This window comes from Aquabacter sediminis (assembly GCF_028863665.1).
GTDB lineage: Bacteria > Pseudomonadota > Alphaproteobacteria > Rhizobiales > Xanthobacteraceae > L1I39.
In genome coordinates, this window is record NZ_JARBFX010000005.1 from 415,947 (window position 1) to 440,846 (window position 24,900).

The window sequence follows — 24,900 nt, forward strand, 5'->3', positions numbered from 1 at the left end:
TGCGTTGCGAAACCATGGCATGACAGACGTCCGAATATCGGACGGCGTGGGTTATGATATGACGACAGATGGCCGGGAGGCGGGGGGCAGTTTCGCGCGGGCACAGCTTCTGCTGCGGGCCATCGCCCAGGCGGGGGCGGCCGGCGCCAGCCTGCGGGACATGATCCGCGCCACCGGCCTGCCGCGTCCCACCGTGCATCGGGTCCTGGCCATGCTGGAGGCCGCCGGCTGGGTCGTCCGCATGCCCGACGGGCTGTCCTTCCGGCTCGGGCTCGAAGTGCTGGCGCTGGGAGCGGGAGCGGCGGCCTGCCATCCCCTCGGCGAAGTGGCCGGCGCGCCCATGGCGCGGCTCGCCCTGGCCATCGCGCAGCCCGTCTATCTGGTGGTGCGGGCCGGGCCGGATTCGGTCTGCGTGGCCCGCGAGGAGAGCGGCCGGCGTATCCAGACCCTGGTCCTCCAGGTGGGCAGCCGCGAGCCGCTTGGCATCGGCGCCGGCTCCATGGCGCTGCTGGCGGCGCTCCCCGAGGATGAGATGCAGGCCTTCATTTCGGCCAATCGCGACCGCTACCGCCAGCGCCCGGATTTCGACGAGATGGCCTTCCTCGCCGCCGTGGAGCGGACGCGCACGCGCGGCTTTGCCGAGCATGACGATCTCTTCACGCCGGGCGTGAGTGGGGTGGGCGTCGCGGTGCGCAACGGCCGGGGCGAGGCCATTGGGGGCATCAGCACGGCCTTTGTGGGCCTGTGGCTGTCGGCCGAGGAGCGGGCCGCCATCGTCCCGCGCATCCGCGCGGCGGCAAACGAGATTTCCGCCCGCCTGCGGGGGGAGGGGGCGGCTGAGGATCGTGTCGAACCGGTGATCGGCCCCCTCAGGCGCCGACCCAGCCGGCCAGAACCGTCAGCACCAGGGGAATGACCGCCGCCGCCACCACCGTCTGCGTGGCGGTGATGCCGGCCATCAGCGGTGCATCACCGCCCAGCTGCCGTGCCATGATGTAGGCGGACGAGGCGGTGGGCAGGACCTGGAACAGGAGCGCGGTGGTCAGCGCCGGGCCGGTGAGGCCGAAGGGGATGGCCAGCAACAGGGTCGCCACCGGCATCAGAAGGAACTTCACTGCCGAGGAGGAGACCACCGGCCCCACCCATTGGCGGGCGGTGGAAAAATCCAGCGCCGCGCCCACGCACAACAGGCCGATGGGCAGCGAGGCCGCGCCCAGCGCCTTCAGCGCCGGCTCGATGCCGGGCGGCACATGCAGGCCCAGCACCTGAAGCGCGATGCCGCCGAGGCAGGCCAGCACCAGGGGATTGGTGGCAAGCTGCCGGGCAATGCCCCGCGCATTGAGCTTGGCGGTGCCATGGCGGGCGAAGACCAGCACGCACAGCACGTTCACCGTGGGCACGATGGCGGCGTTGCAGATGGCCGCCAGCGCGATGCCCTTGGCACCGAACAGGCCCGCCGCCAGCGTCACGCCCACATAATTGTTGAACCGCACGCTGCCTTGGAACACCGAGGTGAAGGCCGGTCCATCCACGCCCAGAAGCGGCCGCGCCGCCACCACCAGGCCCGCCACCAGCAAGGTGGAGGCGATCAGTGTCGTCACCAGCTCCCAGACCGGCAATTGGTCGAGGGTGGCGGTGGCAAGGCCGTGGAAGAACAGCGCCGGCAGCAGCACGAAATAGCCGAGCCGCTCCGCCTGCGGCCAGAAGGCCTCGGCCAGGAATTTGCGCTGCTTCAGGGCGATGCCGAGCCCGATCAGCAGCACCACCGGCAGCAGCGCGAGCAGGACGGCGCCCATCATGCGCGGGCCTCCAGCGCCGCCACCAGCCGGCGGCAGCCTTCCACGAGGGTTGCCTCATCGGTGGCGAACGACAGGCGGATATGGCCGGGCGAACCGAAGGCGCGGCCGGGCACGGTGGCGACCCCGGCGTCCAGCAGCAGGTCGGCCGCCGTCACGTCGTCGCTGCCATCGGCAAGGCGCGGGAAGAAATAGAAGGCGCCGTCGGGCACCGGCACCTTTAGGGCGCGGCTGGCGCTGAGCACCTTCAGGCCGGCATCGCGGCGGGCGCGATAGATGGCGTTGCGCTCGGCCAGCACCTCCTGCGGGCCTTCCAGCGCCGCGATGGCGCCGATCTGGCTGAGCGCGGCGGTCTGGGTGCAGTTCTGGGTCTGGATGGCGGTGATGGCCGAGATGATGCGCGCGGGGCCAAAGCCCCAGCCCACCCGCCAGCCGGTCATGGCATAGGCCTTGGACACGCCGTCGATGATCAGGATGCGCTCCCGCAGGTCCGGTGCCACGGCGGCAATGCTGGCATAGGTGCCGCCGTCATAGCGGATATGGGCATAGATCTCGTCGGACATGATGAGCGCGTCCGGCGCCCCGCGCAGCACTTCCGCGAGCGCTTCCAGCGCTGCGGCACTGTAGAGCGCGCCGGAGGGATTTCCGGGCGCGTTGAGTACCACCCAGCGGGTGCGGGGCGTGAGCGCGGCGGCGAGCGCCTCCGGGCGCAGCAGGAAGCCGTCCTCGGCGGGGCATTCGATCAGCACCGGGGTGGCCCCGGCCATGCGCACCATGTCCGGGTAGCTCGCCCAATAGGGAGTGGGGACGATGACCTCGTCGCCGGGCTTCAGGGTGGCCAGGAAGGCGTTGAAGATCACCTGCTTGGCGCCGCAGCCCACCGCGATCTCGGTGTCGGAATAAGCAAGGCCCCGGTCGCGGAAGATGGCGGTGCGGGCGGCGGCGCGCAGGGCCGGCATGCCGTTGGCGGGGGTATAGCCCAAGGGGCGGCGGGCGGCTGCGATGGCGGCTTCCGCCACATGGGCGGGCGGGGCGAAGTCCGGCTCGCCCAAGGTCAGGTCCACGATGTCCCGCCCCGCCGCGCGCAATTCAGCGGCGCGGCGGGCCATGGCGAGGATGGGCGATCCGCCGGCGGCGGGCGCGGAAGAGGCGGGCGATGCGGGGGACGAGGACATGGAAGGAGGCACCGGAAGGACAGGTTGCAGAAAAACTATCGCCCCCGAGGCCTCGTTAAAAATTCATAATTCTTGTCCCACCGACGAGAATGGCTCATGGTTCGTCGCGCGGAACCCCTCACGCCGCGTGGCCCTTTCCGGCCCCCATTGGAGACCCCATGTCGCTCCGCGCCCTGCGCAGCCTCAAGGCCATCGCCCATCACGGCTCGTTCGCGCGGGCGGGGGAGGCGGTGGGGCTCACCCAGTCGGCCATCAGCCTCCAGGTGCGGGCGCTGGAGGAGGAGTTCGGCGCCCAATTGTTCGACCGTTCCCGCCGCCTGCCGGTGCTCACCGAGGCCGGGCGCATCGTGCTGGCGCGCGCCGAGGAGGTGCTGGCCCTTTATGACCGCATCCCCGAGGCGCTGAGCGACGAGCGCTCGTTGTCCGGCCGGCTGAAAGTGGGGGCGATTCAGACCGCGCTTTCAGGCCCCATGCCCGGCGCGCTGGCGGATTTGCGCCGCGCCCATCCGCGCCTGCGGGTGCATGTGGGGGCGGGTATGTCCGTGGAGCTTGCAGCGCGGGTGGCGAACGGGGAGCTGGATGCCGCCGTCACCACCGAGCCGGTGCGGCCCCATCCGCCCGACCTCGTCTGGACCGAGCTTTATGCCGATCGCTTCTGGCTGATCGCACCGCCGGGCCTTGCGGGCGCCGACGTGGCTTCCTTGCTCGCAGACTTGCCCTTCATCCGGTTCGATGCGCGCGCCTGGGCGGGGCGCATGATCGCGCGGGAACTGCGGCGGCTGGGGCTGAAGGTGCGCGAGGAAATGGTTCTGGACAGCCAGGAGGTCATCCTGCGCATGGTGGAGCGCGGCCTTGGCGTCGCGGTGCTGCCCTTGCCGGACGCGGTGCTGGCGGAAGCGAACCTCACCTGCCTGCCCTTCGGCGACCCGCAGATGCGCCGCCGCGTGGTGCTGCTGGAGCGGCAGGACCGGCCGAGCCGACGCCTGTGCCTGGCGCTGGCCGAGGCGATCCGCGCCAGCATGGCCGCCCTGAGCGCGCCAGCAGCCCCTCAAACGCAGAACGGCCGCCGGCCCCAAAGGGCGCGGCGGCCATCGAAAAAGGCGTGAGGCGCCTCATCCCATCGGCGCCGGCCTTCGACCGGTGCCGAGTGGGTCCGCTCAAGCGCCGCGCGGGCTTGACCAGAGGCCCATGAGTCAAGCTCACGGGCCTTTGGCCTCACTCCACCGTGCTGGTGGTGGTCAGGATCGGCACGTCCTCGCCCTTCTGCACCTCGTAGAGCGCGAAGTCGCGGCTCTTGAGCATGCCGTTGGGCAGAAATTCCACAGAGGAGCTGGCGCCGTCATAATTGATGCCCTTGCCCGCCGCGAGCGCCTTGGCACCCTCTGCGAAGGTGGTGACGCGCTCGCCCGGCCCGTTGGCCACCTTCATGATGGCTTCCGCGATCTTCGGGCCCTCGGTGGACTTGGACGCCTCCATGCCCAGCAGCAGCAGGTTCATCTCGTCATAGGCGGCGCAGCCATAGGGGAACTGCACCTGGCCGTTGGGCTTGGCGCCGACGAGCCGCAGATAGGCGTCATAGGTGTCCTTGCCCACGGGCGGCACGGGCGAGCCGTGCAGGATGCCATCGGCCGCATTGCCTACCGCCTTCTTGAAGTCGGGGCCCACCGCGAAGGACAAGGTGAAGATCTTGCCCGTATAGCCGCCGCGGATCAGCTCGCGATAGATGGGGGTGAAGTCGGTGATGTAGCCGGCGATGAACACGGCCGGCGCGTTCATGGAGATCAGCCGCTCGGCCTCGGCCCGGTAGGAGACCTGGTTGGTGTTGTAATAGAAGGGCTCGCCGATGATCTTCCCGTCGACCTTGTTGAAGGACTTGGTGAAGCTCTCGGCCATGGACGAGGCGAAGTCATTCTTCGGGCCGGCGAAGGCCATCTGCTTGAAGCCGCGCTTGGCCGCAAGGTCCGCCAGCGCCACCGCCCAGGCCGAGTTCAGCGGCTGGAGATTGTAGCACAAATGCTTCTTGTCGCCGTTCGGCAGGTAGTCCGACGAGCCGGTGAAGAGCTGGACGATATTGGCTTCCTGGCAGAGCGGCATGATGGCCAGCGTGACCGAGGAGGCCCATGTGCCGACGATGGCGCTCACCCGGTCGGCGTCGATCATCTTGCGCGCCGCGCGCACCGCCACTTCCGGGTTGGTCTCGGTATTGTCGGTGATCAGCTCCACCTGCCGGCCCATGACGCCGCCATTGGCATTGACCAGCTCCACCACCGCCTTGTGGGCTTTCACCTTTTCCGGGCCATAGGGGCCGCCGCCGCCGGACAGGGGGGTGAGCGAGCCCACCTTGATGGGCGCCGACTGGGCAAGGCCGTGGCGCAGCAGCGCGGGCGTGGCGAGGGCGATTGCGGTGCCGGAGAGAAACAGCCTGCGGGAAACGTCCATGGCCTAACCTTTCGAGGGCGTGAGGGGAGAAGCGGGGGGAGCGGGCGCGCGGCTGACCTCCGGCATGAGCCCGGTGGGGCGGAAGCGGATGGTCAGGATGAGGACCGAGCCGATAACGATGAAGCGCAGGGCCGACATCTGCTCGGGGTCGAGGAAGGAGGTCCAGTGAGAGAGGAAGCGGCTGCCCTCATAGAGGGTCACCACCACCAGCGTGCCCACCACCGTGCCCACCATATTGCCGGCCCCGCCCACGATCATGGACATCCACACCAGGATGGCCACCGGCGTGGTGAAGTTCTCCGGCGTGATGGTCTGGACGTAATGGGCATAGAGCGAGCCGGCCCCGGCCATGAACAGCGCGCCGATGACGAAGGCCTGGAGGCGATAGAGAAAGACGTTCTTGCCCAGCGTCGCCGGCACCAGGTCATCCTCGCGGATGGCGCGCAGCGTGCGGCCATAGGGCGTCGTGGACAGGCGCTGGAGCACGAGGAAGGCCACCATCACCCCCGCCAGCACCACGGCGAGGATCGCCCAGGCGGTGACATCGCGCCCAAGGCCCGACATGACCGGGCGGGTGCTGATGAGAAAGCCGCGCGGGCCGCCCGTCAGCCAGTCCTCATTGTTGAAGACGAGGCGGATGGTCTCGGCAAAGCCCAGGGTGACGATGGCGAGGAAATCCCCCGACAGGCGCAGCGACAAAAGCGAGATCAGCGCGCCCGCAAGGGCCCCCGCGCCCATGGCCACCACGAGCCCGCCCACGAAGGGCAGGTGGAAGGTCTCGGTGGCGATGGCGCTGGCATAGGCGCCGACCCCGAAGAAGCCGACCACGCCGAAATTGATGAGGCCGGTGAGGCCATATTGCAGGTTGAGGGCCAGAGCCAGGATCACATAGATGCCGGCAATGGTGAGGATGGCGACCAGATAGGCGTCCATGGCGTCACTTCCTGTCCACTTTGTCGCCGAGCAGGCCCTGGGGCCGCACCAGGAGGACGAGGGCGATCACCACGAAGCCCACCGCGCCCTTGTAGGTGGGGTTGAGGAAGACGCCGGTCAGCTCTTCCGCAAATCCGATCCCGATCGCCCCGATGGCCGCCCCCAAGGGCGAGCCGAGGCCCCCCACGATGGCGGCGGCGATGACGGGGATGGCCACCGCCCAGTTGAGGTTGGGATCGATGGTCAAATCGAGGCCCACCAGCACGCCGGACAGGCCGAACAGCGCGCCGGCCACCATCACTCCGAAGGCCTCCACGGCGGGCACCGGAATGCCGCGCACATTGGCGAGCGAGGCATTGTCCGCCACCGCGCGCAGGGCCCGCCCGATGGGGGTCAGCGTGAGCAGCGCGCCCACCAGCAAGGTGGCGGCCAGCGAGATGGACAGGACCGCCACGGTCTCCCGCGTCAAACGCATCCCGGCGACGATGATGGGGCCGGTGAGCGGCAGGTCGAAGCCGCGGATCTGCCCGCCATAGAAGAAGCGGATGATGTTCTCGATGACGAAGGACAAGGCGATGGAGACCAGCAGCAACGTGCCGCCGCCCCGCCCGCGCAGGGGCCGGAACACCACCGCGTCCGCCGCCGCAAATCCGAGCGCGCTCACCGCCATGGCGCCCAGGCCGGCGATCCACAGCGGCAGGCCGAGGGCGGCATTCAGCGTCCAGGCGGCGAAGGCGCCGATGGTCACGAAGCCGCCAGCGGCGAAATTGGCATAGCGGAACAAGGTGAAGACGAGGGTGAAGGCGATGGCCGCGGGCGCGATGACGGCGGCGCTCGCCAGCGTGTTGATGAGGAGCTGCATCAGGCGGCCTCGCCGAAGAAGAGGGCGCCGAAATCCGGCTCGCGGGCAAGGGCCGCCGCATCGCCCTGGCGCACAACGCGGCCATCCACCAGGACGAGGGCACGGTCCGCCCGCTCCAGCGCGGCGCGGGCATTCTGCTCCACGATCAGCACGCCGAGATCGGCGGTGGCGGCGAGCTGGCGCAGGATGTCCAGCATCTCGCCCACCAGGAGGGGGGAGAGGCCGGCGGTGGGCTCGTCCACCAGCAGCAGCTTGGGGCGGGCCATGAGCGCCATGGCAAGGCCCACCATCTGGCGCTGGCCGCCGGAAAGGCCGCCGGCGCGCTTGTGCAGATAGGCGCGGATGGTGGGCAGGAGGGCGATCACCTCCTCCCGCCGCCGCGCCACGTCCTTGTGGCCCCAGGCGCTGACGGTGAGGTTCTCGGTGACGGACAGGGTGCGGAAGACGTTCCGCTCCTGCGGCATGAAGACGGCCCCGGCCTGCGCCCGGCCGGCGGGCGGCAGGGGGGCGAGGTCCTGCCCGTCGAGGGTGAGCGTGCCGCCCATGACGCGGGCGACGCCGGCGATGGATTTCAGCAGCGTCGACTTGCCGGCGCCGTTGGGGCCTACCAGGGCCACCATCTCGCCGCGCGCCACCGTGAGGTCCACGTCGTGCACGATGGGGCTGGCGCCGTAGCCCGCCTTCAGGCCGTTGAGGGAAAGAAGGGTCATGCGGCCTGCCCCAGATAGGATTCAATGACGGCGGGATTGGCGGCCACATGGGCGAAGCTGCCCTCCGCCAGCACCTTGCCGGAGGCCATCACCACCACCCGCGAGGAGAGGTCGCGGATGAAGCCGATATTGTGCTCGATCACCAGGAAGGTCTTGCCGTGGTCGCGGTTGAGGCGGGCGATGAGATGCTTGATCTCTTCCACCAGATGGGGCGCGACACCGGCCGCGATCTCGTCGAGCAGGATGATGTCCGCCCCCGCCATGAGGCAGCGCGCCAGTTCCAGGAGCTTCTTCTGGCCGCCGGACAGGTTGGCCGCGCGCTTGGCCGCATGAGGCGTGAGCGAGACCAGGGCGAGCATCTCCCACGCGCGCTCCAGGGCCGCGCGCTCGGCCCGCGCCGTGGCGGCGGGGCGCAGCAGCGCGCCGAAGAGCCGCTCGCCCACATTGTCCTGCGCCGCCAGCATCACATTCTCCAGCACGCTGAGCTGGTCCAGCTCCCGGGCGAGCTGGAAGGTGCGCACCAGGCCGAGGCGCGCGAGGCGGTGGGGCGGAAGGCCGGTGGCGTCCGTGCCGTTCACCGCCAGGCGACCGCCATCGGCTTTCAGCACGCCGGACAGGAGGTTGAAGAGCGTGGTCTTGCCGGCGCCGTTGGGGCCGATGAGGCCCAGGATCTGGCCCCGCTCCACCACGAAGGAGACATCGTCCACCACCGTCACGCCGCCAAAGCGCTTGGTGAGGCCGCTGGCGACCATGGCTGGATCGGTCATGACGACCTCCGCTGGGTGGTTCCGCGCCGGGCCGGCTTGCTTCGCGCGGAGGCTTGCGCTGGCGGTGCCTCGCAGGCCTCGGCACTGGGGAGGGTCTTGGTCGACTTCGGGACTTTGGCCGATTTCGGGGCCTTGGCCGACGCGCGCGGCTTTGCGGCGCCTGTCTTTGCGCCAGCCGGCTGCAGGGCCGGGGACGCGGCGGGCGGGGCGGTGCGGATCAGCGTGTCCACGCAATCGCACAGCGTCGCCAGGACGGCGCGCACGCGCTTCTCGTCGCGGTCGATATTGTCCTGGATCCTCAGGCCGCGCAGCGTCGAGACGATCAGGGTGATGATGATGTGGATGCGCTCGGGCGGCAGGCCCGAGGTGTGGAAGGCGCGGGCGCCCAGTTCCTCATAGGAGTGGAACAGGTCGGTGAGGATCTCGTTCACCGCCTCGCCCACGCGGGTGTCGGAGCGGCCGGACACCATGAGGTCCAGCATGGTCACGAGGGCGTTGGCGCGGAAGACTTCGTCATAGAGGCGGCCGACGAAAGTGGGCACGTCCGTGCGGCCCGCGCTCATGTCATCGGCGAGGCCCGCCACGATATCGCGGGCGCGCTGCCAGAAGTGGGCGGCGGTGTCGATGATGAGGTCATCGCGGGTGGGATAGTGATGCAGCATGGCGCCGCGCGACACGCCGCAGCGCTGGGCGATGGCGGCGGCGGAGGCCGCGTTCACGCCGACTTCGGCGATCAGCTCTTCGGTAGCGGCGCGCAGGCGGGCGCGCATGGCGGCGCCCTTCAGCTCGCGCCCATCCGAGGTCTCCTGCTCCGGCCGTGTGGGGGTGATGATGTCCATGCTCGAACCCTGCCATAGGCACTTTGGTGCCGCGCGACAAAAAAGCAGTCATGACTGATTGTTTTCTGGGCAAACCATGCGGGTCGTCATCGCGTGCGGGCCCAGGGGGAGGCGGTGCGGAGGCGGGGCTTGGTTTTAACAGGGGTGGGGCATGGAGGGACCAGTGGAATCGCAGCGTGAAATTTGTGCAGGCAGTATCTCTAATTACGCGAAGATTTGCAATTACTGAAAAAACTACATTTAAAAACTGTAAAATTATCAATTTAAGTAGATCATTTCATAGAAGATCAGTCAAGTCACCAATCTCATCTTGTTTGCCGCCGCCGCGCCCCCTGGTGTAGGTCAGTATTCGCAGCGGCTCGCGAGCAAGGGTCGCAATGGAGCGGCCCGCCCCCATCGGCCGCTGCGACGGGAACGAGCAGGGAGGGGCACGGTCCCGCACGGGGCGTGCGCCCGAGAGGAAACAACCTGGTGCTGTCCGAAGACCTGACAGAAAAGGCGCGTGTCTCCGGTCCGCCCGTGACCCTGGCGGACCTCGTCATTACGGGCGCCCGCCAGCTGGTTCTGTGCGAGCCGGACCGGCCCGATGGCATCGGCCTGATGGAGGGCGGCTGCCTCGCCATTGCCGGCGAAACCATCCTGGCGGTGGGCACGGCGGACGAAATCCGGCCTTTGATGGATGCCCGCACGCGTGTCATCGACGCGGCCGGCGGCACGGTGACGCCGGGGCTCGTGGACTGCCACACCCATCTCATCTTCGCGGGCGACCGCTCCGCCGAATATTTCCTGCGCACGCAAGGCCTTGATGATGCCGCCCTCACCGCCTCCGGCGTGCCGTGGGGCGTGCCGGCCTCGCGGGCGGCGAACACCGGGCTGTCCGCCGAGGCGCTGGCGCGCATTGCGTTGCCCCGTGCCCGCACCATGCTGGCCGCCGGCACCACGACGCTCGAAACCAAGTCCGGCTATGCGCTGCGCCATGCCTGCGACCTCGCGTCCCTCGAGGCGGCCCAGCGCGTCGCCGCTTTGACGGGTCTGGAGATCGTCGGCACCTATCTTGGCGCCCATGCCCGGCCGGAGCGGGATGCGGAGCGCTATCTGGATACGATCATCGCCGAGACCATTCCGGCGGTGGCCGAACAGGGGCTCGCTGAGTTCTGCGACGTCTATGTGGACCCGGACGTGTTTACCGTGGCCGAATGCGCCCGGGTGCTGAAGGCGGGCGCCGATGCGGGCCTTGGTGCCAAGCTCCACACCGATGCGCGGGTGAATGTGGGCGGCGCGCGCCTCGCCGCCGAAATGGGCGCGGCCAGCGTCGACCACGGCAACATGCTCTCCGACGGAGACTTGCGCGCGCTGGCCGATGCGGGCACCTCCGTCGCCTTCTTCCCCGGCTTCGACTTCGCCATCGGCCACCGCCATCCGGTGGACGCCCGGCGCTTCATCTGCTCGGGCGTCAATGTGGCGGTGGGCACGGACCTTTGCCCGGTCTGCTGGCACCTGTCGCAGCAGGCCTCCATGGGCTTTGCCTGCCGCCTGTCGGGCCTGACGCCCGAGGAGGCGCTGCTGGGCGTCACCTTGAACGCGGCGAAGGCCATTCGGCGTGGGGATCGCATCGGTTCCCTCACGCCGGGCAAGCAGGCGGACGTGGTGATCTTCGACGTGCCCGACTTCCGCCAGCTCGCCTTCCGCTTCGGCGCCAACTCCGCCGCATGGGTCATCAAGAAGGGCCGCGTCCTGGTGGACGGGACGCCGGCCGCCGCCGACAAAGATGGGAGTTCCACATGAGCGACCGCCGCAATGAGGGCCTGTGGGCCTGGCGCCAGCGCGAGAACCACAACCATATGATCGAGCTGCAGGAAAAGGCGCTGGGGCCGACCGGGGAGGGGAGCATCGAGCTCGCCTTTTTCGGCGGCTCCGCCTTCCGCATCACGACGCCCGCGGGCCTGACCCTGATGATCGACCCTTGGCGCAACCCGCCTTGGGGCAATTGGGACTGGTATCATTACGATTTCCCGGCCGAGACCGTGGACATCGCGCTCTCCACCCACGCTCATTTCGACCATGACGGCGTGCATGTCTTGAGCGCCAACGTCATCCTGGACCGCCTGATCGGCACCTATTCCTTCGCCGACGTGAAGATCACCGGCATCGCCGACAAGCATGTCTCCGACAGCAGCCACAATGCCTATGACTGGGCGGAGATGACGCGTCGCCTCACCGACACGCGCACCACCCCGCCCGACAATGCCCGCTCCTTCGACAATTGCCTGATCCTGGTGGAGGTGGCGGGGCTGAAGATCCTCCATTGGGGCGACAACCGGCCCAACCCGCCCGAGCACGTCTGGGAGGCCATCGGTGCGGTGGACATTGCCCTCCTGCCGGTGGACGGCTCCCAGCATGTGATGAGCTATGCCCAGGTGGAAGAGGTAGCGGCGCGGCTCAAGGCCCATCTGGTGGTGCCCCACCATTACGGCATCTGGGACGTGACCATGCGCGCTTCCACCCTCCTGCCGCCGGACGAATGGGTGAATGGCCGGCCGGGGTCCCTCTGGGCGGAAAGCGGGGCCGTGCGGCTCGATGCGGCCAGCGTGAAGGCGCACGACAATGTGGCCCTGTGCTTCGGGCCCCATGTGGCCTTCGACAAGGCGGCGATGCTGGCCAAGGGGCGGCGCTGACGCCTTGCGGGCGGCGCCCTTGGTCGGTCAGGCCACCGCCGCCTGCGCCGTCCTTGGGCAGGCACGGGCGAGGCTGCGCTCGATCTCGGCGCGGCCGATGCCCCGTGTGATGAAGACCAGGAAGGGCGCGCCCGCCTGATCGGCCGGCACATGGGTTGGGGCATGCATCACATGCTGCACCCCGTGAATGGCCAGCGCCTGCGCCGAGGACGTGGTGTGGAGCAGACCCTTCACCCGCAAAATGCGATCCCCATGGGCATGGAGCAGGGCTGACAGCCACAAGGTGAAGGCGGGCCAGTCCAGCGCGCCTTCCACCGGCAGGATGAAGGAGGCGGTCTCCCCCTCATGGGCGCTGCCCTCCGCCAGGAAGGGGGAGGGGGCGGCGGCGAGCTGGTCCTGCCCGCCGAGCACGTCGAACAGGGAGAAGTCCTCGCCTTGCGCATCGAGGATTCGCACATCGGGGGAGATGTCCGCCACCGCCCGGGCGATCTCCTCCAGGTTGGCGCCCTTGCGCATGTCGGTCTTTGTGACCACCACCGTATCCGCCAGCGCCACCTGCCGGCGCGCCTCGGAGCGGTTCGCCAGATTGGCGCGGCCGGCCACCGCATCCACCACCGCCACCACGGAAGCGAGGCGCACATGGGCCTTCAGCCAGGGGTCGCGGGCGAGCGTGGCGATGACGGGAGCGGGGTCGGCGAGGCCCGAGGTCTCCAGGATGGCGCGGGAGAAGCCGGCGCCGGTGCGCGCCATGCGCACAAGGTCATGGATGGCCTTCGAAATATCCGTGCGGCGGGTGCAGCACAGGCAGCCGCCATCCATCAGTTCCACGCGCTCCGCCGCATGGACGAACAGGCGGTGGTCGACGCCTGCCTCGCCGAACTCGTTCACCACGATGCCGGTGTCCCGGCCGCGCCCGGTCTCCACGAAGCGGCGGATGAGGGTGGTCTTCCCGCTGCCGAGGAAGCCGGTGACGAGGGTCAGGGGCAGGCGGTCATCCATGATCGTTCACCGGCACCAGGAGGGGTTCGGACAGGGGATCGACGCGCAGGCCGGAGAGCGCCTCCACCTGCGGCCACAGGTCGTTGAGGGTGGGCACGATCTTCTGCCGGCCCTGGGCATCGCCCAGCACCAAAGCCTCGCCGTCCCAGTCCTCGCAGACGAGACCGGCGGGGCCCACCAGGCCATTGATGAGGCCGATGCGGCGGGCGCGCTCGGCGCGGTAATGCTGGATGTCGGCAAAGGGAAACTGCGTGTCCCGCAGGCGCCCGAAATCGCTCCAATGCTCGCCCGCGCCGAAGATGGCGCACACCTCGCACATGGCCTCTCCTTTCCGCCGGCTCAGCCGGCCGCCTCTCCGCCGCCCAGCGACATTTCCATGTCCGGCAGCATGCTCTGGGTCAGGCTTTCCGATACGCGCTTGCGGGCAAGGCCCGCATGGGAACTGCCGAGGGCGTCCGCCCGCTCGGCGTCGCGGGCGCGGATGGCATAGACCATCTCCCGGTGCTCCCGCAGGATGTTGCCCACATGGGCCTCGTAGGCTTCCGCATTGGGGAAGCAGTCATAGGTCATGGCGAGGCGCGAGATGCGCAGGTTCGTGGTGAGCAGCTGGAGATAGAAGCGCTCCACCACCGAATTGCGGCAGCAGGCGGCGATGGCCGCGTGGAAGCGCCAGTTGATCTCCAGCATGGCCTCGTTGTCGCGCGCCTCCACCGCCGCCTCGAAGGCCGTGCATTCGGCCTCGATCGCCTGGATCTGCGCCTCCGTCCGCCGCAGCGCCGCCCAGCGGGTGACGAGCCGCTGGGCGAGGTCGAACGCCTCCAGGTGCTCGCGAATGTCGTTCCAGCCCATGGGGGCCACCCGCGTGCCCCGGTTGGGCAGGATCTGCACCAGCCCCTCGCCGGAGAGGCGCACCAACGCCTCCCGCAGCGGGGTGCGGGAGAGGCCGAGGCGCTGCACGAGGTCGGCCTCGTCCAGATCCGATCCCGGCGCGAGCGCCAGGGAGACAATCTCGCCGCGGATCACCTGGTAGGCGAACTCCGCCGAGCCGCCCTTCGAGATCTTGGGTGGCGCGAACTGGGGCTTGCCTGATTTTTGTACGCGTCGTTCCGACATGGGTTGTTGCAATGCTCAATTTATTTTGCATAAGATATGTATAAATGAGCGGCTTGTCTAGCCGAAAATTCAGCAATTCCAAATCATTGGGGACGAATCCGTGCTCTGGCAGTCCACCGTCAACGGGCTCCTGCTCGGTGGCCTCTACGGTCTCGCGACCATCGGGTTCTCGATGGTCTGGGGCGTGATGGGGGTCATCAATCTCGCCCATACCGGCTTCATCATGCTGGGGGCCTACACCACCTATGGCCTCTACCGCTGGGCGGGGCTGGACCCGCTGGCCTCCATTCCCGTCTCCATGCTGGTGATGTTCGCGCTCGGCTACGCGCTCCAGGCGCTGGTGCTCAACCGCATCATCCGCACCTCGCTGCTGCTCTCTTTGGTGGTCACGTTCGGGGTGGAGCTGGTGATGGTGGACGCGGTCTCCATCGCCTTCACCTCCGACGTGCGCTCGGTGAATGCCAGCTACGCGGCCTCCTCCATCGAGGTGTTCGGGGTGCTCATTCCCACGGTGCGGCTGATCGCGGCGTGCCTGTCCATCCTGCTGGGTGCCGGCTTCTACGCCTTCCTGCGCTTCACCAATGCGGGCCAGATGATCCTGGCCACTGCGCTCGACCGCGAAATCGCGGCCCTCATGGGCATCAACCCGCAGCGCATCTTCGCGCTCACCGCCGGGGCGGGCGCGGCGCTGGCGGGGGCGACGGGCTCGCTCGCTTCCATGCTGTTCCCCATCATGCCCACCATGGGCAACACCTTCCTCGGGGCGGTGTTCGTCATCACGGTGCTGGGCGGCATCGGCTCGGTGGAAGGGTGCATCGTCGCCGGCTTCATCTATGGGCTGGTGCAGGCCTGGTCGGGCTATGCGCTGGGGGCCAACTACCAGGAGATTGTCGGCTTCGGCCTGTTCCTGCTGGTGCTGGTGCTGCGGCCGCAGGGCCTGTTTGGCAAGGCCTTTTTCGGAGAGCACGCATGAGCCCCGCCGCGCGCACGACGCTCGGCGTCGCCCTTCTCGTCGTGGCCGTGGCACTGCTCGCCGCCGCCCCGCTGGTGCTCAACAATTATTGGCTGCGCGTGCTGACCACGGTCTTCATGTACGCCATCGTCACCCAGGGCCTGAACGTGATCGTGGGCCTTGCCGGCTACCATGCCTTCGGCAATGCGGTGTTCTTCGGCTTCGGCGCCTATGCCTGCGGGGTTGCCATGACGGCGGGCGCGCCGCTGCCGCTCGGCCTCCTGGCTGGCGTGCTGGTCTCGGCGCTGGTGGCGGGGGTGATCGGCTGGCCGATCCTGCGGCTGCGGGGGCATTATTTCGCCATCGCGACGGTGGCTTTGAACCTCGCCGCCATCCAGCTCGTGATCCAGGTGGGCGGCCTCACGGGCGGGGCGCAGGGGCTGGCGCTGCCGCTGTCGGACCTGGCGCCCGGTCCGCTCTACCGGGCCATCTATCTGGTCATGCTGGCCGGCATGGTGGGGGCAACGGCCCTGGTGTGGGTCATCCTGCGCCTGCCCTTCGGCTATGCGCTCCGGGCCATTCGCGACGGCGAGCGGGCGGCGGGCGTGATGGGCATCGACACCACCGCCACCAAGGTCCTCGCCTGGGCCATTTCGGCGGGCATCACCGGCTTTGCCGGGGCGCTCTGGGCCTATTGGATCACCTTCATCGAGCCCTCCAGCGCGTTCGATCCGGCCATCGGCGTGAAGGGCTACATGATGCTGATCTTAGGGGGGCTCGGCACCGTGCTCGGCCCGGTGATCGGCGCCTTCGCGCTGGAATTCCTGGCCACTTTGGTGTGGGGCGGGTTCCTCCAGGCGCACCAGATCGTGTTCGGCATCCTCATCGCCATCATCTGCCTGGTGGCCCCAAACGGCATTCTGGATGCCGGGCGCCGGGCGATCCGCAGCTGGAGGTCGCGCCATGGCGATGCTTGAGGCCCGCGACATCGAGATCCGCTTCGGCGGCGTGAAGGCGCTGGCGGGCGTGTCGTTCGACGTGGAAGAGGGCGAGATTTTCGGCGTCATCGGCCCCAACGGCGCCGGCAAGACGACGCTGCTGAACGCCATTTCGGCGGTCTATCCGCTCAATGGCGGGTCCATCCGCTTCGACGGGGTGGATGCCAGCCGCCTGCCGCCGCACCGGCTCTCCCGGCTCGGCATCGCCCGCACCTTCCAGATCGTCCAGCCATTCAAGCAATTGAGCGTGCGGGAGAATGTGGCGGTGGGCGCGATGTTCGGCCATGCCCGGCTCCGGTCGCGCCCCGCCTATCTCGCCGCCGCCGACGCGGCGCTGGAGCGGGTGGGTCTTGCTCCCAAGGCGGCCTTCCTGCCGCCGCAGCTGACGCTTGCCGACCGAAAGCGCCTGGAGGTCGCCCGGGCGCTGGCCATGGGGCCGAAGATCATCCTGTTCGACGAGGTGATGGCCGGGCTCAACCACACCGAGATCGAGCGCATGATCGACCTCGTCAAGAGCCTCAAAGCGGCGGGGCTCACCGTGGTCATCATCGAGCACGTCATGAAGGCGGTGCTCGCCTTGTGCGACCGCATCATGGTGCTGAATTTCGGCGCCAAGCTCGCCGAGGGCACGCCCGCCGATGTGGTGGCGAACCCCAAGGTGATCGAGGCCTATCTCGGCCAGCGCTTCGCCAAGGCGCAATCGGAGGCCAAGGCCCAATCGGACGCGAAAGCCCGCACCGTCAGCGGGGAGGCCCGGCCATGACCGCGAAGGGATCTTCCAGCATGCTCACCGTCGATCGCCTCGCCGTCTCCTATGGCGACAGCCGGGTCCTGTGGGACGTGGGCTTCGACCTCGCCAAGGGCGAGATCATCGCGCTGGTGGGTGCCAACGGGGCGGGCAAGACCACGCTCCTGCGGGCGCTGACGGGCCTTGTGCCCGTGCGCACCGGCGCCATGGTGTTCGAGGGCACCGACCTCGTGCCGCTGAAGGCCCATGAGCGGGCCAAGCTCGGCATCGCCATGGTGCCGGAGGGCCGGCGGCTCTTCTCCGGTCTCACGGTGCGCCAAAACCTCAAGCTCGGCGCCACCGCCCGCGCCAGCCGTGAGGGGGAGGAGGAGGACCTTTCCTTCGTCTACCAGCTCTTTCCTGAACTGGTACGGCTGCAGAACCGCCTCTCCGGCCTCCTCTCCGGTGGCGAGCAGCAGATGTGCGCCATCGGGCGCGCGCTCATGGCGCGGCCGAGCCTGCTCCTGGTAGACGAGATGTCGCTGGGCCTGGCCCCCGTCATCGTCGAGCGCATCGCCGATGCCATCCGCCTCATCAATCGCGAGCGCGGGATCACCGTGCTCCTGGTGGAGCAGGATGTGGGCCTCGCCCTGGAGATCGCCACCCGCGGCTATGTGCTCGACACCGGCCGGGTGACCATTGACGGCCCCGCCGCGGACCTCCTGCAGCGCGAGGACATTCGCGCCGCCTATCTCGGCCTTCATTGAAACCCCGTGGAGTTGCGCGTGTCCCGACCCTATGACCTCGTGATCGAAAACGGCACGATCCACACCCCCACCTCCTCCTACCGCGCCGACATCGCGGTCCTCGACGGCAAGATCGCCAATATTGGCGGGCCGTTCCTGGAGGCGGAAAAGCGCGTGGACGCCAAGGGGCTCGAAGTCCTGCCGGGCCTCTGGCACGTCCACTGCCATTTCCGCGAGCCCGGCCACACCTACAAGGAGGATTTCCGCACCGGCTCCTCCGCCGCCGCCGTGGGCGGGCTGACCATGTGCATCGACATGACCAACAACACGCCCCACCCCACGACCCTGGAGGATTTCGAGGCCAAGAAGGCCCTCGTCGCCCCCAAGGCGCATGTGGACTATGCCCTTTATGGCGGCGGCCTCTATCCGCGCACGGTGGAGCGGCTCGCCAAGGCCGGGGCCATCGGCATCAAGATCTTCAACACCCGCCACATCAAGGAAGTCTATCCCTATATTTCCGAGCTGGGCGTGCTCGACCACGGCATTCTTTATGAACTCTATGAGGCGACGCGGGACGTGGGGCTGGTGGCCTCCGTCCACCATGACGACCCGGAATGGTGCAAGCGCCTGACCTTCCGCGACTATATCGACAAGGGCCGCACCGACGCGATGGCCTATCATGAGAGCTTCTCGAAGGGCTACATGTATGGCCACGGCATGGTGGCCGGCCTTGCCGCCTCGCTCTATTACGCCCGCATCTGCGGCGTGAAGCTCCATGTGCTGCATCTCGGCGTCATGCCCAAGGGCGCCAATGAGATGATCCACCACGCCAAGTACGACCTCGGCCAGGACGTGTCGTGCGAGCTGGAGCTCGGCACCATGTTCATGAACAAGGAGCAGATGGAGAAGGTGGGGCCGCGCACCTACAATTGGGCCTATGACCCTGAGGCCGGCTGGGATGCGCTGAAGGACGGCACCGCCGACATGATCGTGCTGGAGCACGCCCCCCACACCAAGGAGGACGTGGATTCCGGCTGGCAGGACCTGTTCTCGGTGCCGCTCGGCGTCACCGGCGCGCAGGAATATGTGCCCCTTCTCATGACCGCCGTGAATGAGGGCCGGCTGACCCTCAACGACGTCGCCCGCTTCACCGCCGAGGCCCCCGCGCGGCGCTTTGGCATTTTCCCGCGCAAGGGCGTCATCCAGCCCGGCGCCGATGCGGACTTCACCATCATCGACCTGAAGCGCGAAGGCGTGCTCACGGCGGCCGACATGCTCTCCAAAGTGGGCTTCACCAGCTGGGAAGGCATGAAGACCAAGGGGGCGGCCGCCTACACCATCGTGCGCGGCGGCATTGTCGCGAAAGACGGCAAGCTCCTGGGCGAGCCCGGCTATGGCCAGTTCGTGCCCGGCACCGCCGCCGCCTGACCCTTCCAATTCAAGCAAAACAACCGACCAGAGCAGGAGTGGACCATGCACAGAAGAGACCTGATGAAGGGCGCCGCGGCGCTCGGGATCGCCTCGCTCGGCCTTGGGCCGCTCGCTGCGCCCACCGCCCGCGCCGCCGACAAGCTGAAGATCGGCGCGGCGGTGAGCCTCACCGGCAATTTCGCCCGCGAGGGCAATCTCCTGAAGAACGGCTATGCCTATTGGGAGAAGCTGGTGAACGATGCCGGCGGCCTCTCCGTGGCCGGCGCGAAGGTGCCGGTGGAGGTGGTCTATTATGACGACGAGAGCAAGCCGCAGACCTCCGCGCGCCTCACCGAGAAGCTGATCACCGAGGATGGCGCCAGCTTCATCCTTGGCCCCTATTCCTCGGGCATCGCCACCGCCACGGCGGCCATTTCGGAGAAGTACAAGGTCATCACCATGACCCCCATGGCGACGGCCGACAGCCTCTACCAGCGGGGCTACAAATACATTTTCTGCCCGGCCCCGCTCGCCTCCACCACCCTCGACCCCATGCTGTCGCTCTTGAAGACGGTGCCCACCCCGCCGTCCACCATCGCCATTGCCGGGCCGGACGACCTGTTCCCCAACGTGTTCGCGGCGGCGGTGCAGAAGAAGGCGGAGGCCGAGGGGCTGAAGGTGGTCTATGCCACCAAATATCCCAAGGGCTCGGCGGACCTCTCCAGCGTCGCCACCGCGCTCAAGGAGGCCAATCCCGACGTCCTCATCCTCACCGGCTACGTGCAAGATTCCATCCTGCTGGTGAAGACGCTGCAGACGCTGAAGGTCAATCCCAAGCTCATCGGCTTCGCCTTCGCGGTCGGCATCCCCGACTTCCTCAACGCGCTGGGACCGGCCGCCGAGGACCTGTTCGGCGTGCAGATCTGGGACAAGGCGTTGACTTATAAGGGCCCCGTGGTGGCCGACAGCGCCTTCTACGTGTCGAGCTTCCAGAAGCAGTTCGGCGGCGAGACGCCCACTTACATCACCGCCGCCGGCACGGCGGGCGCGCTGGTGCTGCAGCTCGCCATCGAGAAGGCGGGAAGCCTGGATCCGGCCAAGGTGCGCGAGGCCATGTTGCAGCTCGACACCGACACCTTCTTCGGCCCGGTGAAGTTCAACGATGCCGGCGTCGACGTGAAGGCCTCCGCCATCGTGGCGCAGGTGCAGGGCGGCAAGGCGGTGGCGGTCTATCCGCAAGCCATTGCCGAGGCCAAGGTGGTCTATCCCCGCAAGCCGTTCCAGTGAGAAGAGCCGTTTCCGTGACGATCGACGTTCACGCCCATGCCCTCTCGCGCGATTTCCTCACCGAACTCGCGCGAGAGGGGGCCTTCGGCATCGAGACCTGCCCGGAGGGCTTCCGCTTCTCCGGCTACGGTCCTCTCGATCCCCTCCTGTTCGACCTGGAGGGGCGACTGGAGAGCCTGGAGCGGCGGGGCATCGCGCTCCAGCTCGTCTGCCCGCCGCCGCGCATCGTCTCCACCGCGGGCTGGATGGCGGATTTCGACTTCTGCCGCCGGCTCAATCATCAGACCCTCGCCGTGGCAAAGGCGTCCGGCGGCCGCGTGGGGGGCCTGGCCCTGCCGCCTTTGACGGAGCCGGAGCGCTGCGCCGGAGAGATCCGCCGGGCACTGGGGGAGGGGCATGTGGGCCTCACCTTGCCCACCTCCGCCGGCGGGCGGCCGCTGGACGATCCGGCCTTCGAGCCCATGTGGGCGGAATGCGCCGCCCAGGGCGCCCTCATCTTCATGCACCCGACCTCGGCCATCGAGCGGCCGGCCTTCGGCAGCTACACCATGCTGCAACTGGTGGGCTGGCCCTCGGAAACCGCGCTCTGCGTCGCCCGGCTGATCTTTGCCGGCGTGTTCGAACGCCATCCGGGATTGAACCTGGTGCTCGCCCATGGCGGTGGCACCTTGCCCATGCTGGCGGGGCGGCTGGACCTGGCCTATGAGGCGCCGCTTTACGAGGCCAATCCCGCCTGCCGGACCCACATCACCCGTCCGCCCAGCACATATCTGCGGAACATCTTCTACGACACGGTGGTGGCCCATCCCGAGGCGCTCGGCTTCCTGATCCGCCTTGTTGGGGCGGACCGGGTGATGTTCGGCACCGATTTCCCCTTTGAGGTGGGCGATGCGGAAGGGGCCAAGGCCCTTCCCGCACTGGCCGTATGGGAGGAGGGCGCGCGGAAGGCGATCCTTTCAGGGAATGCCCGGGCGGTGCTGGGGCGCTAAAGGCGCGCCAGTGGGCCGTCTCAAGGGCGCCAAGACCGTCGTCAGAAGACACTCCAGGTGCCCGCCACGATCTCCTTTAGAAGCCGCAAAACCAGGCGGAAGCGGAACAATATGAGGCAGGTCGCGTTGAGGGGTTCCGGGGGCTCATCGCCCCTACCCCCTTCCCGCGCCGGGCAATGGAACCGGTGCTTTAACGGACCTGGACATGACCCTGAGAGGCGTTCTGAAGCACGAGACGGAAGGGCTCCACACCAGGCTTGATGCCGCCCTGTCCGCCCTCGACCTCGCCGACCCCTCCGATTACGGCCTTTTCCTGCGCGTGCATGCGGCCGCCCTGCCGCCGGTGGAGCGCCAGCTGGAGGGTGCGGGGATCGGCGCTCTCATGGATGACTGGCCGCGCCGCGTGCGACGGCCGGCGCTGGATGGCGATCTCGCCGCCCTTGGCCTCGTTCCGCCCGCTCCCATGGCCTTCGCGCCGCTTCTCGGCGCGGACGAGATGCTGGGCGCGCTCTATGTGCTGGAAGGCTCGCGCCTCGGCCACGCGGTGCTGCTGCGCCAGCTCCCCGGGGATGCGCCGACCCGCCGCGCCACCGGATTCTTGGCTCATGGATCGGGTGAGCGCCTGTGGGGTGCCTTCCTCGCCGCCCTTGCCGGGCGAGAGGGGACTGGCGCCGACGAAGCCCGCATGGTTGGGGCGGCCCGTCGCACGTTCGCGGCCTATCTGGCGGCTGTGGGGGACGTGCTCCCCACTGTGCCCGCCTCCTTGTCAGCGACGCCCCCGCCGGCGCCGCGCATGGATCTTGTGTCATGAGGGACATGGCACCGCCCGATCTTCTGGAAGTCTGTGCCCAGGAGCCCATCCGCATCCCCGGGGGCGTTCAGCCCCATGGCGCGCTGCTTGTGCTGCGCCGGGACGACTGCGCCGTGATCCAGGCCAGCGCCAATGCGGGCGCGGTGCTGGGCTTCGCGCTGGCGCCGGAGCAGGCGCCGCCCTTCGTCGACCTGCCGTGGGGCGAGGGATCGTTCGCCGACGAGATCATGCGCTGGAGCGCCGATGGCGAGAACTTCTACCTGAAGGCGCATCGCCTGGCGGCCGGCACGTTCGAGGTCTCCGCCCACCGCACGGCCCAGGGTCTCATCCTGGAGTTCGAGCCGGCGATGGAGCTGGGCGATGCCAGCGAAACCTTCTATCCGGTGCTGCGCGCCTTCCTGGAGGAAAGCGAAGGCCTGCCCGACACCTTGCACCTGTCTCAGGCGGTGGCCGCGCGCGTGCGCCGCCTCACCGGTTTCAACCGGGTGATGGTCTATCGCTTCGACCCCGAGTGGAACGGAACCGTCATCGCCGAGGACGGCGATGGCACGCTGCCCTCCTATCTGGACCTGCGTTTTCCCGCCTCGGACATTCCCGCCCAGGCGCGCGAGCTTTATCGCCTGAACCGACTTCGCATCATCCCCACCTGTGCCTACGAGCCCGTGCCGCTGGTGCCCGAGCTGAGCCCGCTGGATGGCGTGCCGCTCGACATGAGCTTTGCGGCGTTGCGCAGCGTGTCGCCTGTGCATCTGGAATATATGCGCAACATGGGCACGACGGCGTCCATGTCCATCTCGCTCATCGTGGCGGGCAAGCTGTGGGGGCTGATTTCCTGCCATCATGCCGGCGAGCGCCGCGTGGGCGCGCAGGTGCGCGCCGCCTGCGACTTCCTCGGCCGCATGGTCGCCCAGCAGATCGATGCGCGCGAGCGGGGCGCGGAGGTGACAGAGCGCCTGCGTCTCCACCAGTTGGAAACGGAGCTGGTGGCCCATCTTGCCCGCGCGCCGGCCTTCCAGGTGGGGCTGGTGGAGCGGGCGGCGCAATGGCTCGACATTGTCAATGCCAATGGCGCTGCAGTGCTCACCGAAGGCACCGTTCTCACCGCCGGCGTTACCCCGCCTGTGGAGCAGGTGGCGGAGCTGGCCGAGTGGCTGCGCACCCAGAATATCGAGCAGGCCTTCGCCACCGATTGCCTTTCCCGCCACTGGCCGCGCGGCCTCGACATGGCGGACGTGGCGAGTGGCATCCTGGCCGTGCCCATTTCGCGGCTGCATTCCAGCTTCATCATCTGGTTCCGTCCGGAGGTCATCCGCACCGTCACCTGGGGCGGTGATCCCTCGGCGGCCAAGCAGCAGGATGCGCAGGGCCGGCTCCATCCCCGCCGTTCGTTCGAGAGCTGGAAGGAGCAGGTGCGCCATCGCTCCACGCCCTGGCGCGCGGCGGAACTGATGGCGGCGGCGGATTTCCGCGTCGCCGTGGTGAACTTCGTGCTCCAGCGGGCCGAGGAACGCGCGCAATTGTCTGAGGAGCTCCAGCGCTCCAACAAGGAGCTGGAAGCCTTTTCCTATTCCATCTCCCACGATTTGCGGGCGCCCTTCCGCCACATCGCCGGCTATGCCCAATTGCTGGCGGAGGAGGAGCCCACCCTCAAGCCGCTCTCCCATCATTATCTGGAAGGCATCTCCCGGGCGGCGCTGTCGGCCGGTCAGTTGGTGGACGACCTCCTCCACTTCTCCCAACTCGGCCGCGCCAGCCTGAAAATGTCGCGGATCGACATGGCCAAGGTCATGGAGGAGGTGCGGCACAGCCTGGATGCCACCGAGACCGATCGGGACATCGACTGGCAGGTGGGGGAGATGCCGCCGTGCTGGGGCGATCCGTCCCTGGTGCGCCAGGCCTTGTTCAACCTGGTCGAGAATGCGGTGAAATATACCCGGGGGTGCGATCCCAGCCGAATCCGTGTGGAGGGCCGGGAGGAGGGCGACATGGTCGTCTACTCCGTCGTCGACAATGGCATCGGCTTCGACATGGCCTATGGCGGCAAGCTGTTCCAGGTGTTCCAGCGCCTGCACCGGCCAGAGGAATTCGAGGGGACGGGGATCGGGCTCGCGCTGACCAAACGGATCATCGACCGCCATGGGGGAAGCGTGCAGGCCAAGGGCGCCGTGGGACAAGGCGCCACCTTCTCCTTCTCCCTTCCCAGAAACGCGAAAGGAAAAGGCCGTGGCGACACTTAGGCCAATCCTCCTGGTGGAGGACAATCCGGCTGACGTGGAGTTGACGCTGGCCGCCCTCAAGAAGACCAAGCTCGCGAACGACATCATCGTCGCCCGCGACGGGGTGGAGGCGCTCGACTTCATCTTCTCGCAAGGCCAGCACGCCAACCGGGACACCGGCCATCCGGCCGTCGTTCTGCTCGACCTGAAGCTGCCCAAGGTGGATGGCCTGGAGGTGCTGGAGCGCGTCAAGCAGCACCCGCGCCTGCGCGCCATCCCCATCGTGATGCTCACCTCCTCCCGCGAGGAGAGCGACATCGTTCGGTCCTACCAGTTCGGCGTCAATTCCTTCGTGGTCAAGCCCGTGGAATTTTCCGCCTTCTTCAAGGCCATTCGGGATCTCGGCGTGTTCTGGGCAGTCCTGAACGAGCCCCCTCCCGGAGACATCTGACGGCA

General features: G+C 68.2%; 25 protein-coding genes. 14 read left to right on the plus strand and 11 right to left on the minus strand.

Features of this window, described 5'->3' with window-relative positions; translation table 11 throughout:
• The first annotated feature begins 58 nt into the window (after positions 1–58).
• Positions 59–916 (plus strand): IclR family transcriptional regulator, encoded by an 858-nt coding sequence (locus PV781_RS12950; RefSeq protein WP_274776040.1) that lies wholly within the window; start codon positions 59–61, stop codon positions 914–916.
• Here the strand turns inward: PV781_RS12950 and PV781_RS12955 are convergent.
• Both PV781_RS12955 and PV781_RS12960 read right to left on the minus strand, forming a co-directional pair.
• Positions 870–1,799, minus strand: a complete 930-nt coding sequence (locus PV781_RS12955) for an AEC family transporter (protein WP_274776041.1) — start codon at positions 1,797–1,799, stop codon at positions 870–872. The two genes, PV781_RS12950 and PV781_RS12955, sit on opposite strands and share 47 nt — an antisense overlap.
• Positions 1,796–2,971 (minus strand): pyridoxal phosphate-dependent aminotransferase, encoded by a 1,176-nt coding sequence (locus PV781_RS12960; RefSeq protein WP_274776042.1) that lies wholly within the window; start codon positions 2,969–2,971, stop codon positions 1,796–1,798. The genes PV781_RS12955 and PV781_RS12960 overlap by 4 nt, the downstream gene beginning before the upstream one ends.
• A 158-nt stretch (positions 2,972–3,129) precedes the next feature.
• Here PV781_RS12960 and PV781_RS12965 point away from each other — a divergent pair, with 158 nt between their 5' ends.
• Positions 3,130–4,077 carry a LysR family transcriptional regulator gene (locus PV781_RS12965; RefSeq protein WP_274776043.1) on the plus strand — a complete coding sequence of 316 codons (948 nt, stop codon included), beginning with the start codon at positions 3,130–3,132 and terminating at the stop codon, positions 4,075–4,077.
• A 109-nt stretch (positions 4,078–4,186) separates the two neighbouring features.
• Here the strand turns inward: PV781_RS12965 and PV781_RS12970 are convergent, their stop codons facing one another.
• The 6 genes from PV781_RS12970 to PV781_RS12995 are packed head-to-tail and all read right to left on the minus strand — an operon-like array spanning position 4,187 to position 9,521.
• Positions 4,187–5,410 (minus strand): ABC transporter substrate-binding protein, encoded by a 1,224-nt coding sequence (locus PV781_RS12970; protein WP_274776044.1) that lies wholly within the window; start codon positions 5,408–5,410, stop codon positions 4,187–4,189.
• A 3-nt stretch (positions 5,411–5,413) separates the two neighbouring features.
• On the minus strand, positions 5,414–6,343 hold the full coding sequence (locus tag PV781_RS12975; protein WP_274776045.1) for a branched-chain amino acid ABC transporter permease: 930 nt from the start codon (positions 6,341–6,343) through the stop codon (positions 5,414–5,416).
• Between the two features lie 4 nt (positions 6,344–6,347).
• Positions 6,348–7,205, minus strand: coding sequence for a branched-chain amino acid ABC transporter permease (locus tag PV781_RS12980; RefSeq protein ID WP_274776046.1), 858 nt, complete (start codon positions 7,203–7,205; stop codon positions 6,348–6,350).
• Positions 7,205–7,915 carry an ABC transporter ATP-binding protein gene (locus tag PV781_RS12985; RefSeq protein WP_274776047.1) on the minus strand — a complete coding sequence of 237 codons (711 nt, stop codon included), beginning with the start codon at positions 7,913–7,915 and terminating at the stop codon, positions 7,205–7,207. Before PV781_RS12985 ends, PV781_RS12980 begins: the two co-directional genes overlap by 1 nt.
• On the minus strand, positions 7,912–8,682 hold the full coding sequence (locus PV781_RS12990) for an ABC transporter ATP-binding protein (protein WP_274776048.1): 771 nt from the start codon (positions 8,680–8,682) through the stop codon (positions 7,912–7,914). The genes PV781_RS12985 and PV781_RS12990 overlap by 4 nt, the downstream gene beginning before the upstream one ends.
• On the minus strand, positions 8,679–9,521 hold the full coding sequence (locus PV781_RS12995) for a TetR family transcriptional regulator (RefSeq protein WP_274776049.1): 843 nt from the start codon (positions 9,519–9,521) through the stop codon (positions 8,679–8,681). The genes PV781_RS12990 and PV781_RS12995 overlap by 4 nt, the downstream gene beginning before the upstream one ends.
• A gap of 471 nt (positions 9,522–9,992) precedes the next feature.
• On the opposite strand from PV781_RS12995, the gene hutI reads away from it, so the two are divergent.
• Positions 9,993–11,306, plus strand: coding sequence for an imidazolonepropionase (hutI, locus tag PV781_RS13000; protein ID WP_274776050.1), 1,314 nt, complete (start codon positions 9,993–9,995; stop codon positions 11,304–11,306).
• On the plus strand, positions 11,303–12,196 hold the full coding sequence (locus PV781_RS13005; protein ID WP_274776051.1) for an MBL fold metallo-hydrolase: 894 nt from the start codon (positions 11,303–11,305) through the stop codon (positions 12,194–12,196). Before hutI ends, PV781_RS13005 begins: the two co-directional genes overlap by 4 nt.
• Positions 12,197–12,223: 27 nt before the next feature.
• Here the strand turns inward: PV781_RS13005 and PV781_RS13010 are convergent, their stop codons facing one another.
• From PV781_RS13010 to PV781_RS13020, 3 genes are read right to left on the minus strand one after another with little or no spacing between them, the layout of a single operon-like run.
• Complete coding sequence (locus PV781_RS13010; protein ID WP_274776052.1) at positions 12,224–13,195, minus strand: CobW family GTP-binding protein; 972 nt, start codon at positions 13,193–13,195, stop codon at positions 12,224–12,226.
• The gene (locus tag PV781_RS13015; RefSeq protein WP_274776053.1) at positions 13,188–13,514 is read right to left on the minus strand and encodes a hypothetical protein; all 327 of its coding nucleotides are present in this window, start codon (positions 13,512–13,514) and stop codon (positions 13,188–13,190) included. The genes PV781_RS13010 and PV781_RS13015 overlap by 8 nt, the downstream gene beginning before the upstream one ends.
• Before the next feature lie 20 nt (positions 13,515–13,534).
• Positions 13,535–14,308 carry a GntR family transcriptional regulator gene (locus PV781_RS13020; protein ID WP_274776054.1) on the minus strand — a complete coding sequence of 258 codons (774 nt, stop codon included), beginning with the start codon at positions 14,306–14,308 and terminating at the stop codon, positions 13,535–13,537.
• Between the two features lie 100 nt (positions 14,309–14,408).
• Between PV781_RS13020 and PV781_RS13025 the strand changes: the two genes are divergently transcribed.
• From PV781_RS13025 to PV781_RS13070, 10 genes are all read left to right on the plus strand, one after another.
• Complete coding sequence (locus tag PV781_RS13025; RefSeq protein WP_274776055.1) at positions 14,409–15,281, plus strand: branched-chain amino acid ABC transporter permease; 873 nt, start codon at positions 14,409–14,411, stop codon at positions 15,279–15,281.
• Positions 15,278–16,237, plus strand: a complete 960-nt coding sequence (locus tag PV781_RS13030) for a branched-chain amino acid ABC transporter permease (protein WP_274776056.1) — start codon at positions 15,278–15,280, stop codon at positions 16,235–16,237. The genes PV781_RS13025 and PV781_RS13030 overlap by 4 nt, the downstream gene beginning before the upstream one ends.
• On the plus strand, positions 16,224–17,021 hold the full coding sequence (locus tag PV781_RS13035; protein WP_274776057.1) for an ABC transporter ATP-binding protein: 798 nt from the start codon (positions 16,224–16,226) through the stop codon (positions 17,019–17,021). Before PV781_RS13030 ends, PV781_RS13035 begins: the two co-directional genes overlap by 14 nt.
• Positions 17,018–17,752, plus strand: a complete 735-nt coding sequence (locus PV781_RS13040; RefSeq protein ID WP_274776058.1) for an ABC transporter ATP-binding protein — start codon at positions 17,018–17,020, stop codon at positions 17,750–17,752. The genes PV781_RS13035 and PV781_RS13040 overlap by 4 nt, the downstream gene beginning before the upstream one ends.
• Before the next feature lie 18 nt (positions 17,753–17,770).
• Positions 17,771–19,159 carry a dihydroorotase gene (locus PV781_RS13045; RefSeq protein ID WP_274776059.1) on the plus strand — a complete coding sequence of 463 codons (1,389 nt, stop codon included), beginning with the start codon at positions 17,771–17,773 and terminating at the stop codon, positions 19,157–19,159.
• Positions 19,160–19,204: 45 nt separating this feature from the next.
• Positions 19,205–20,428, plus strand: coding sequence for an amino acid ABC transporter substrate-binding protein (locus PV781_RS13050; protein ID WP_274776060.1), 1,224 nt, complete (start codon positions 19,205–19,207; stop codon positions 20,426–20,428).
• Positions 20,429–20,442: 14 nt separating this feature from the next.
• Complete coding sequence (locus tag PV781_RS13055; protein ID WP_274776061.1) at positions 20,443–21,417, plus strand: amidohydrolase family protein; 975 nt, start codon at positions 20,443–20,445, stop codon at positions 21,415–21,417.
• A gap of 205 nt (positions 21,418–21,622) precedes the next feature.
• Complete coding sequence (locus PV781_RS13060; protein WP_274776062.1) at positions 21,623–22,228, plus strand: biliverdin-producing heme oxygenase; 606 nt, start codon at positions 21,623–21,625, stop codon at positions 22,226–22,228.
• Positions 22,225–24,465: an ATP-binding protein gene (locus PV781_RS13065; RefSeq protein ID WP_274776063.1), complete on the plus strand. Its 2,241-nt coding sequence runs from the start codon at positions 22,225–22,227 to the stop codon at positions 24,463–24,465. The genes PV781_RS13060 and PV781_RS13065 overlap by 4 nt, the downstream gene beginning before the upstream one ends.
• Positions 24,452–24,895 carry a response regulator gene (locus PV781_RS13070; protein ID WP_274776064.1) on the plus strand — a complete coding sequence of 148 codons (444 nt, stop codon included), beginning with the start codon at positions 24,452–24,454 and terminating at the stop codon, positions 24,893–24,895. The genes PV781_RS13065 and PV781_RS13070 overlap by 14 nt, the downstream gene beginning before the upstream one ends.
• Positions 24,896–24,900 lie beyond the last annotated feature (5 nt).

What these genes read in the sequence shown, in the direction of transcription:
- PV781_RS12960 (WP_274776042.1), bottom strand. Translation starts at nt 2,971, where the DNA reads ATGTCCTCGTCCCCCGCATCGCCCGCCTCTTCCGCGCCCGCCGCCGGC.
- PV781_RS13010 (WP_274776052.1), bottom strand. Translation starts at nt 13,195, where the DNA reads ATGGATGACCGCCTGCCCCTGACCCTCGTCACCGGCTTCCTCGGCAGC.
- PV781_RS13040 (WP_274776058.1), top strand. Translation starts at nt 17,018, where the DNA reads ATGACCGCGAAGGGATCTTCCAGCATGCTCACCGTCGATCGCCTCGCC.
- PV781_RS13065 (WP_274776063.1), top strand. Translation starts at nt 22,225, where the DNA reads ATGAGGGACATGGCACCGCCCGATCTTCTGGAAGTCTGTGCCCAGGAG.
- PV781_RS12990 (WP_274776048.1), bottom strand. Translation starts at nt 8,682, where the DNA reads ATGACCGATCCAGCCATGGTCGCCAGCGGCCTCACCAAGCGCTTTGGC.
- PV781_RS12955 (WP_274776041.1), bottom strand. Translation starts at nt 1,799, where the DNA reads ATGATGGGCGCCGTCCTGCTCGCGCTGCTGCCGGTGGTGCTGCTGATC.
- PV781_RS13015 (WP_274776053.1), bottom strand. Translation starts at nt 13,514, where the DNA reads ATGTGCGAGGTGTGCGCCATCTTCGGCGCGGGCGAGCATTGGAGCGAT.
- PV781_RS13050 (WP_274776060.1), top strand. Translation starts at nt 19,205, where the DNA reads ATGCACAGAAGAGACCTGATGAAGGGCGCCGCGGCGCTCGGGATCGCC.
- PV781_RS12975 (WP_274776045.1), bottom strand. Translation starts at nt 6,343, where the DNA reads ATGGACGCCTATCTGGTCGCCATCCTCACCATTGCCGGCATCTATGTG.
- PV781_RS12950 (WP_274776040.1), top strand. Translation starts at nt 59, where the DNA reads ATGACGACAGATGGCCGGGAGGCGGGGGGCAGTTTCGCGCGGGCACAG.
- PV781_RS12980 (WP_274776046.1), bottom strand. Translation starts at nt 7,205, where the DNA reads ATGCAGCTCCTCATCAACACGCTGGCGAGCGCCGCCGTCATCGCGCCC.
- PV781_RS13020 (WP_274776054.1), bottom strand. Translation starts at nt 14,308, where the DNA reads ATGTCGGAACGACGCGTACAAAAATCAGGCAAGCCCCAGTTCGCGCCA.
- PV781_RS12965 (WP_274776043.1), top strand. Translation starts at nt 3,130, where the DNA reads ATGTCGCTCCGCGCCCTGCGCAGCCTCAAGGCCATCGCCCATCACGGC.
- PV781_RS12995 (WP_274776049.1), bottom strand. Translation starts at nt 9,521, where the DNA reads ATGGACATCATCACCCCCACACGGCCGGAGCAGGAGACCTCGGATGGG.
- PV781_RS13005 (WP_274776051.1), top strand. Translation starts at nt 11,303, where the DNA reads ATGAGCGACCGCCGCAATGAGGGCCTGTGGGCCTGGCGCCAGCGCGAG.
- PV781_RS13030 (WP_274776056.1), top strand. Translation starts at nt 15,278, where the DNA reads ATGAGCCCCGCCGCGCGCACGACGCTCGGCGTCGCCCTTCTCGTCGTG.
- PV781_RS13035 (WP_274776057.1), top strand. Translation starts at nt 16,224, where the DNA reads ATGGCGATGCTTGAGGCCCGCGACATCGAGATCCGCTTCGGCGGCGTG.
- PV781_RS13060 (WP_274776062.1), top strand. Translation starts at nt 21,623, where the DNA reads ATGACCCTGAGAGGCGTTCTGAAGCACGAGACGGAAGGGCTCCACACC.
- PV781_RS12985 (WP_274776047.1), bottom strand. Translation starts at nt 7,915, where the DNA reads ATGACCCTTCTTTCCCTCAACGGCCTGAAGGCGGGCTACGGCGCCAGC.
- PV781_RS12970 (WP_274776044.1), bottom strand. Translation starts at nt 5,410, where the DNA reads ATGGACGTTTCCCGCAGGCTGTTTCTCTCCGGCACCGCAATCGCCCTC.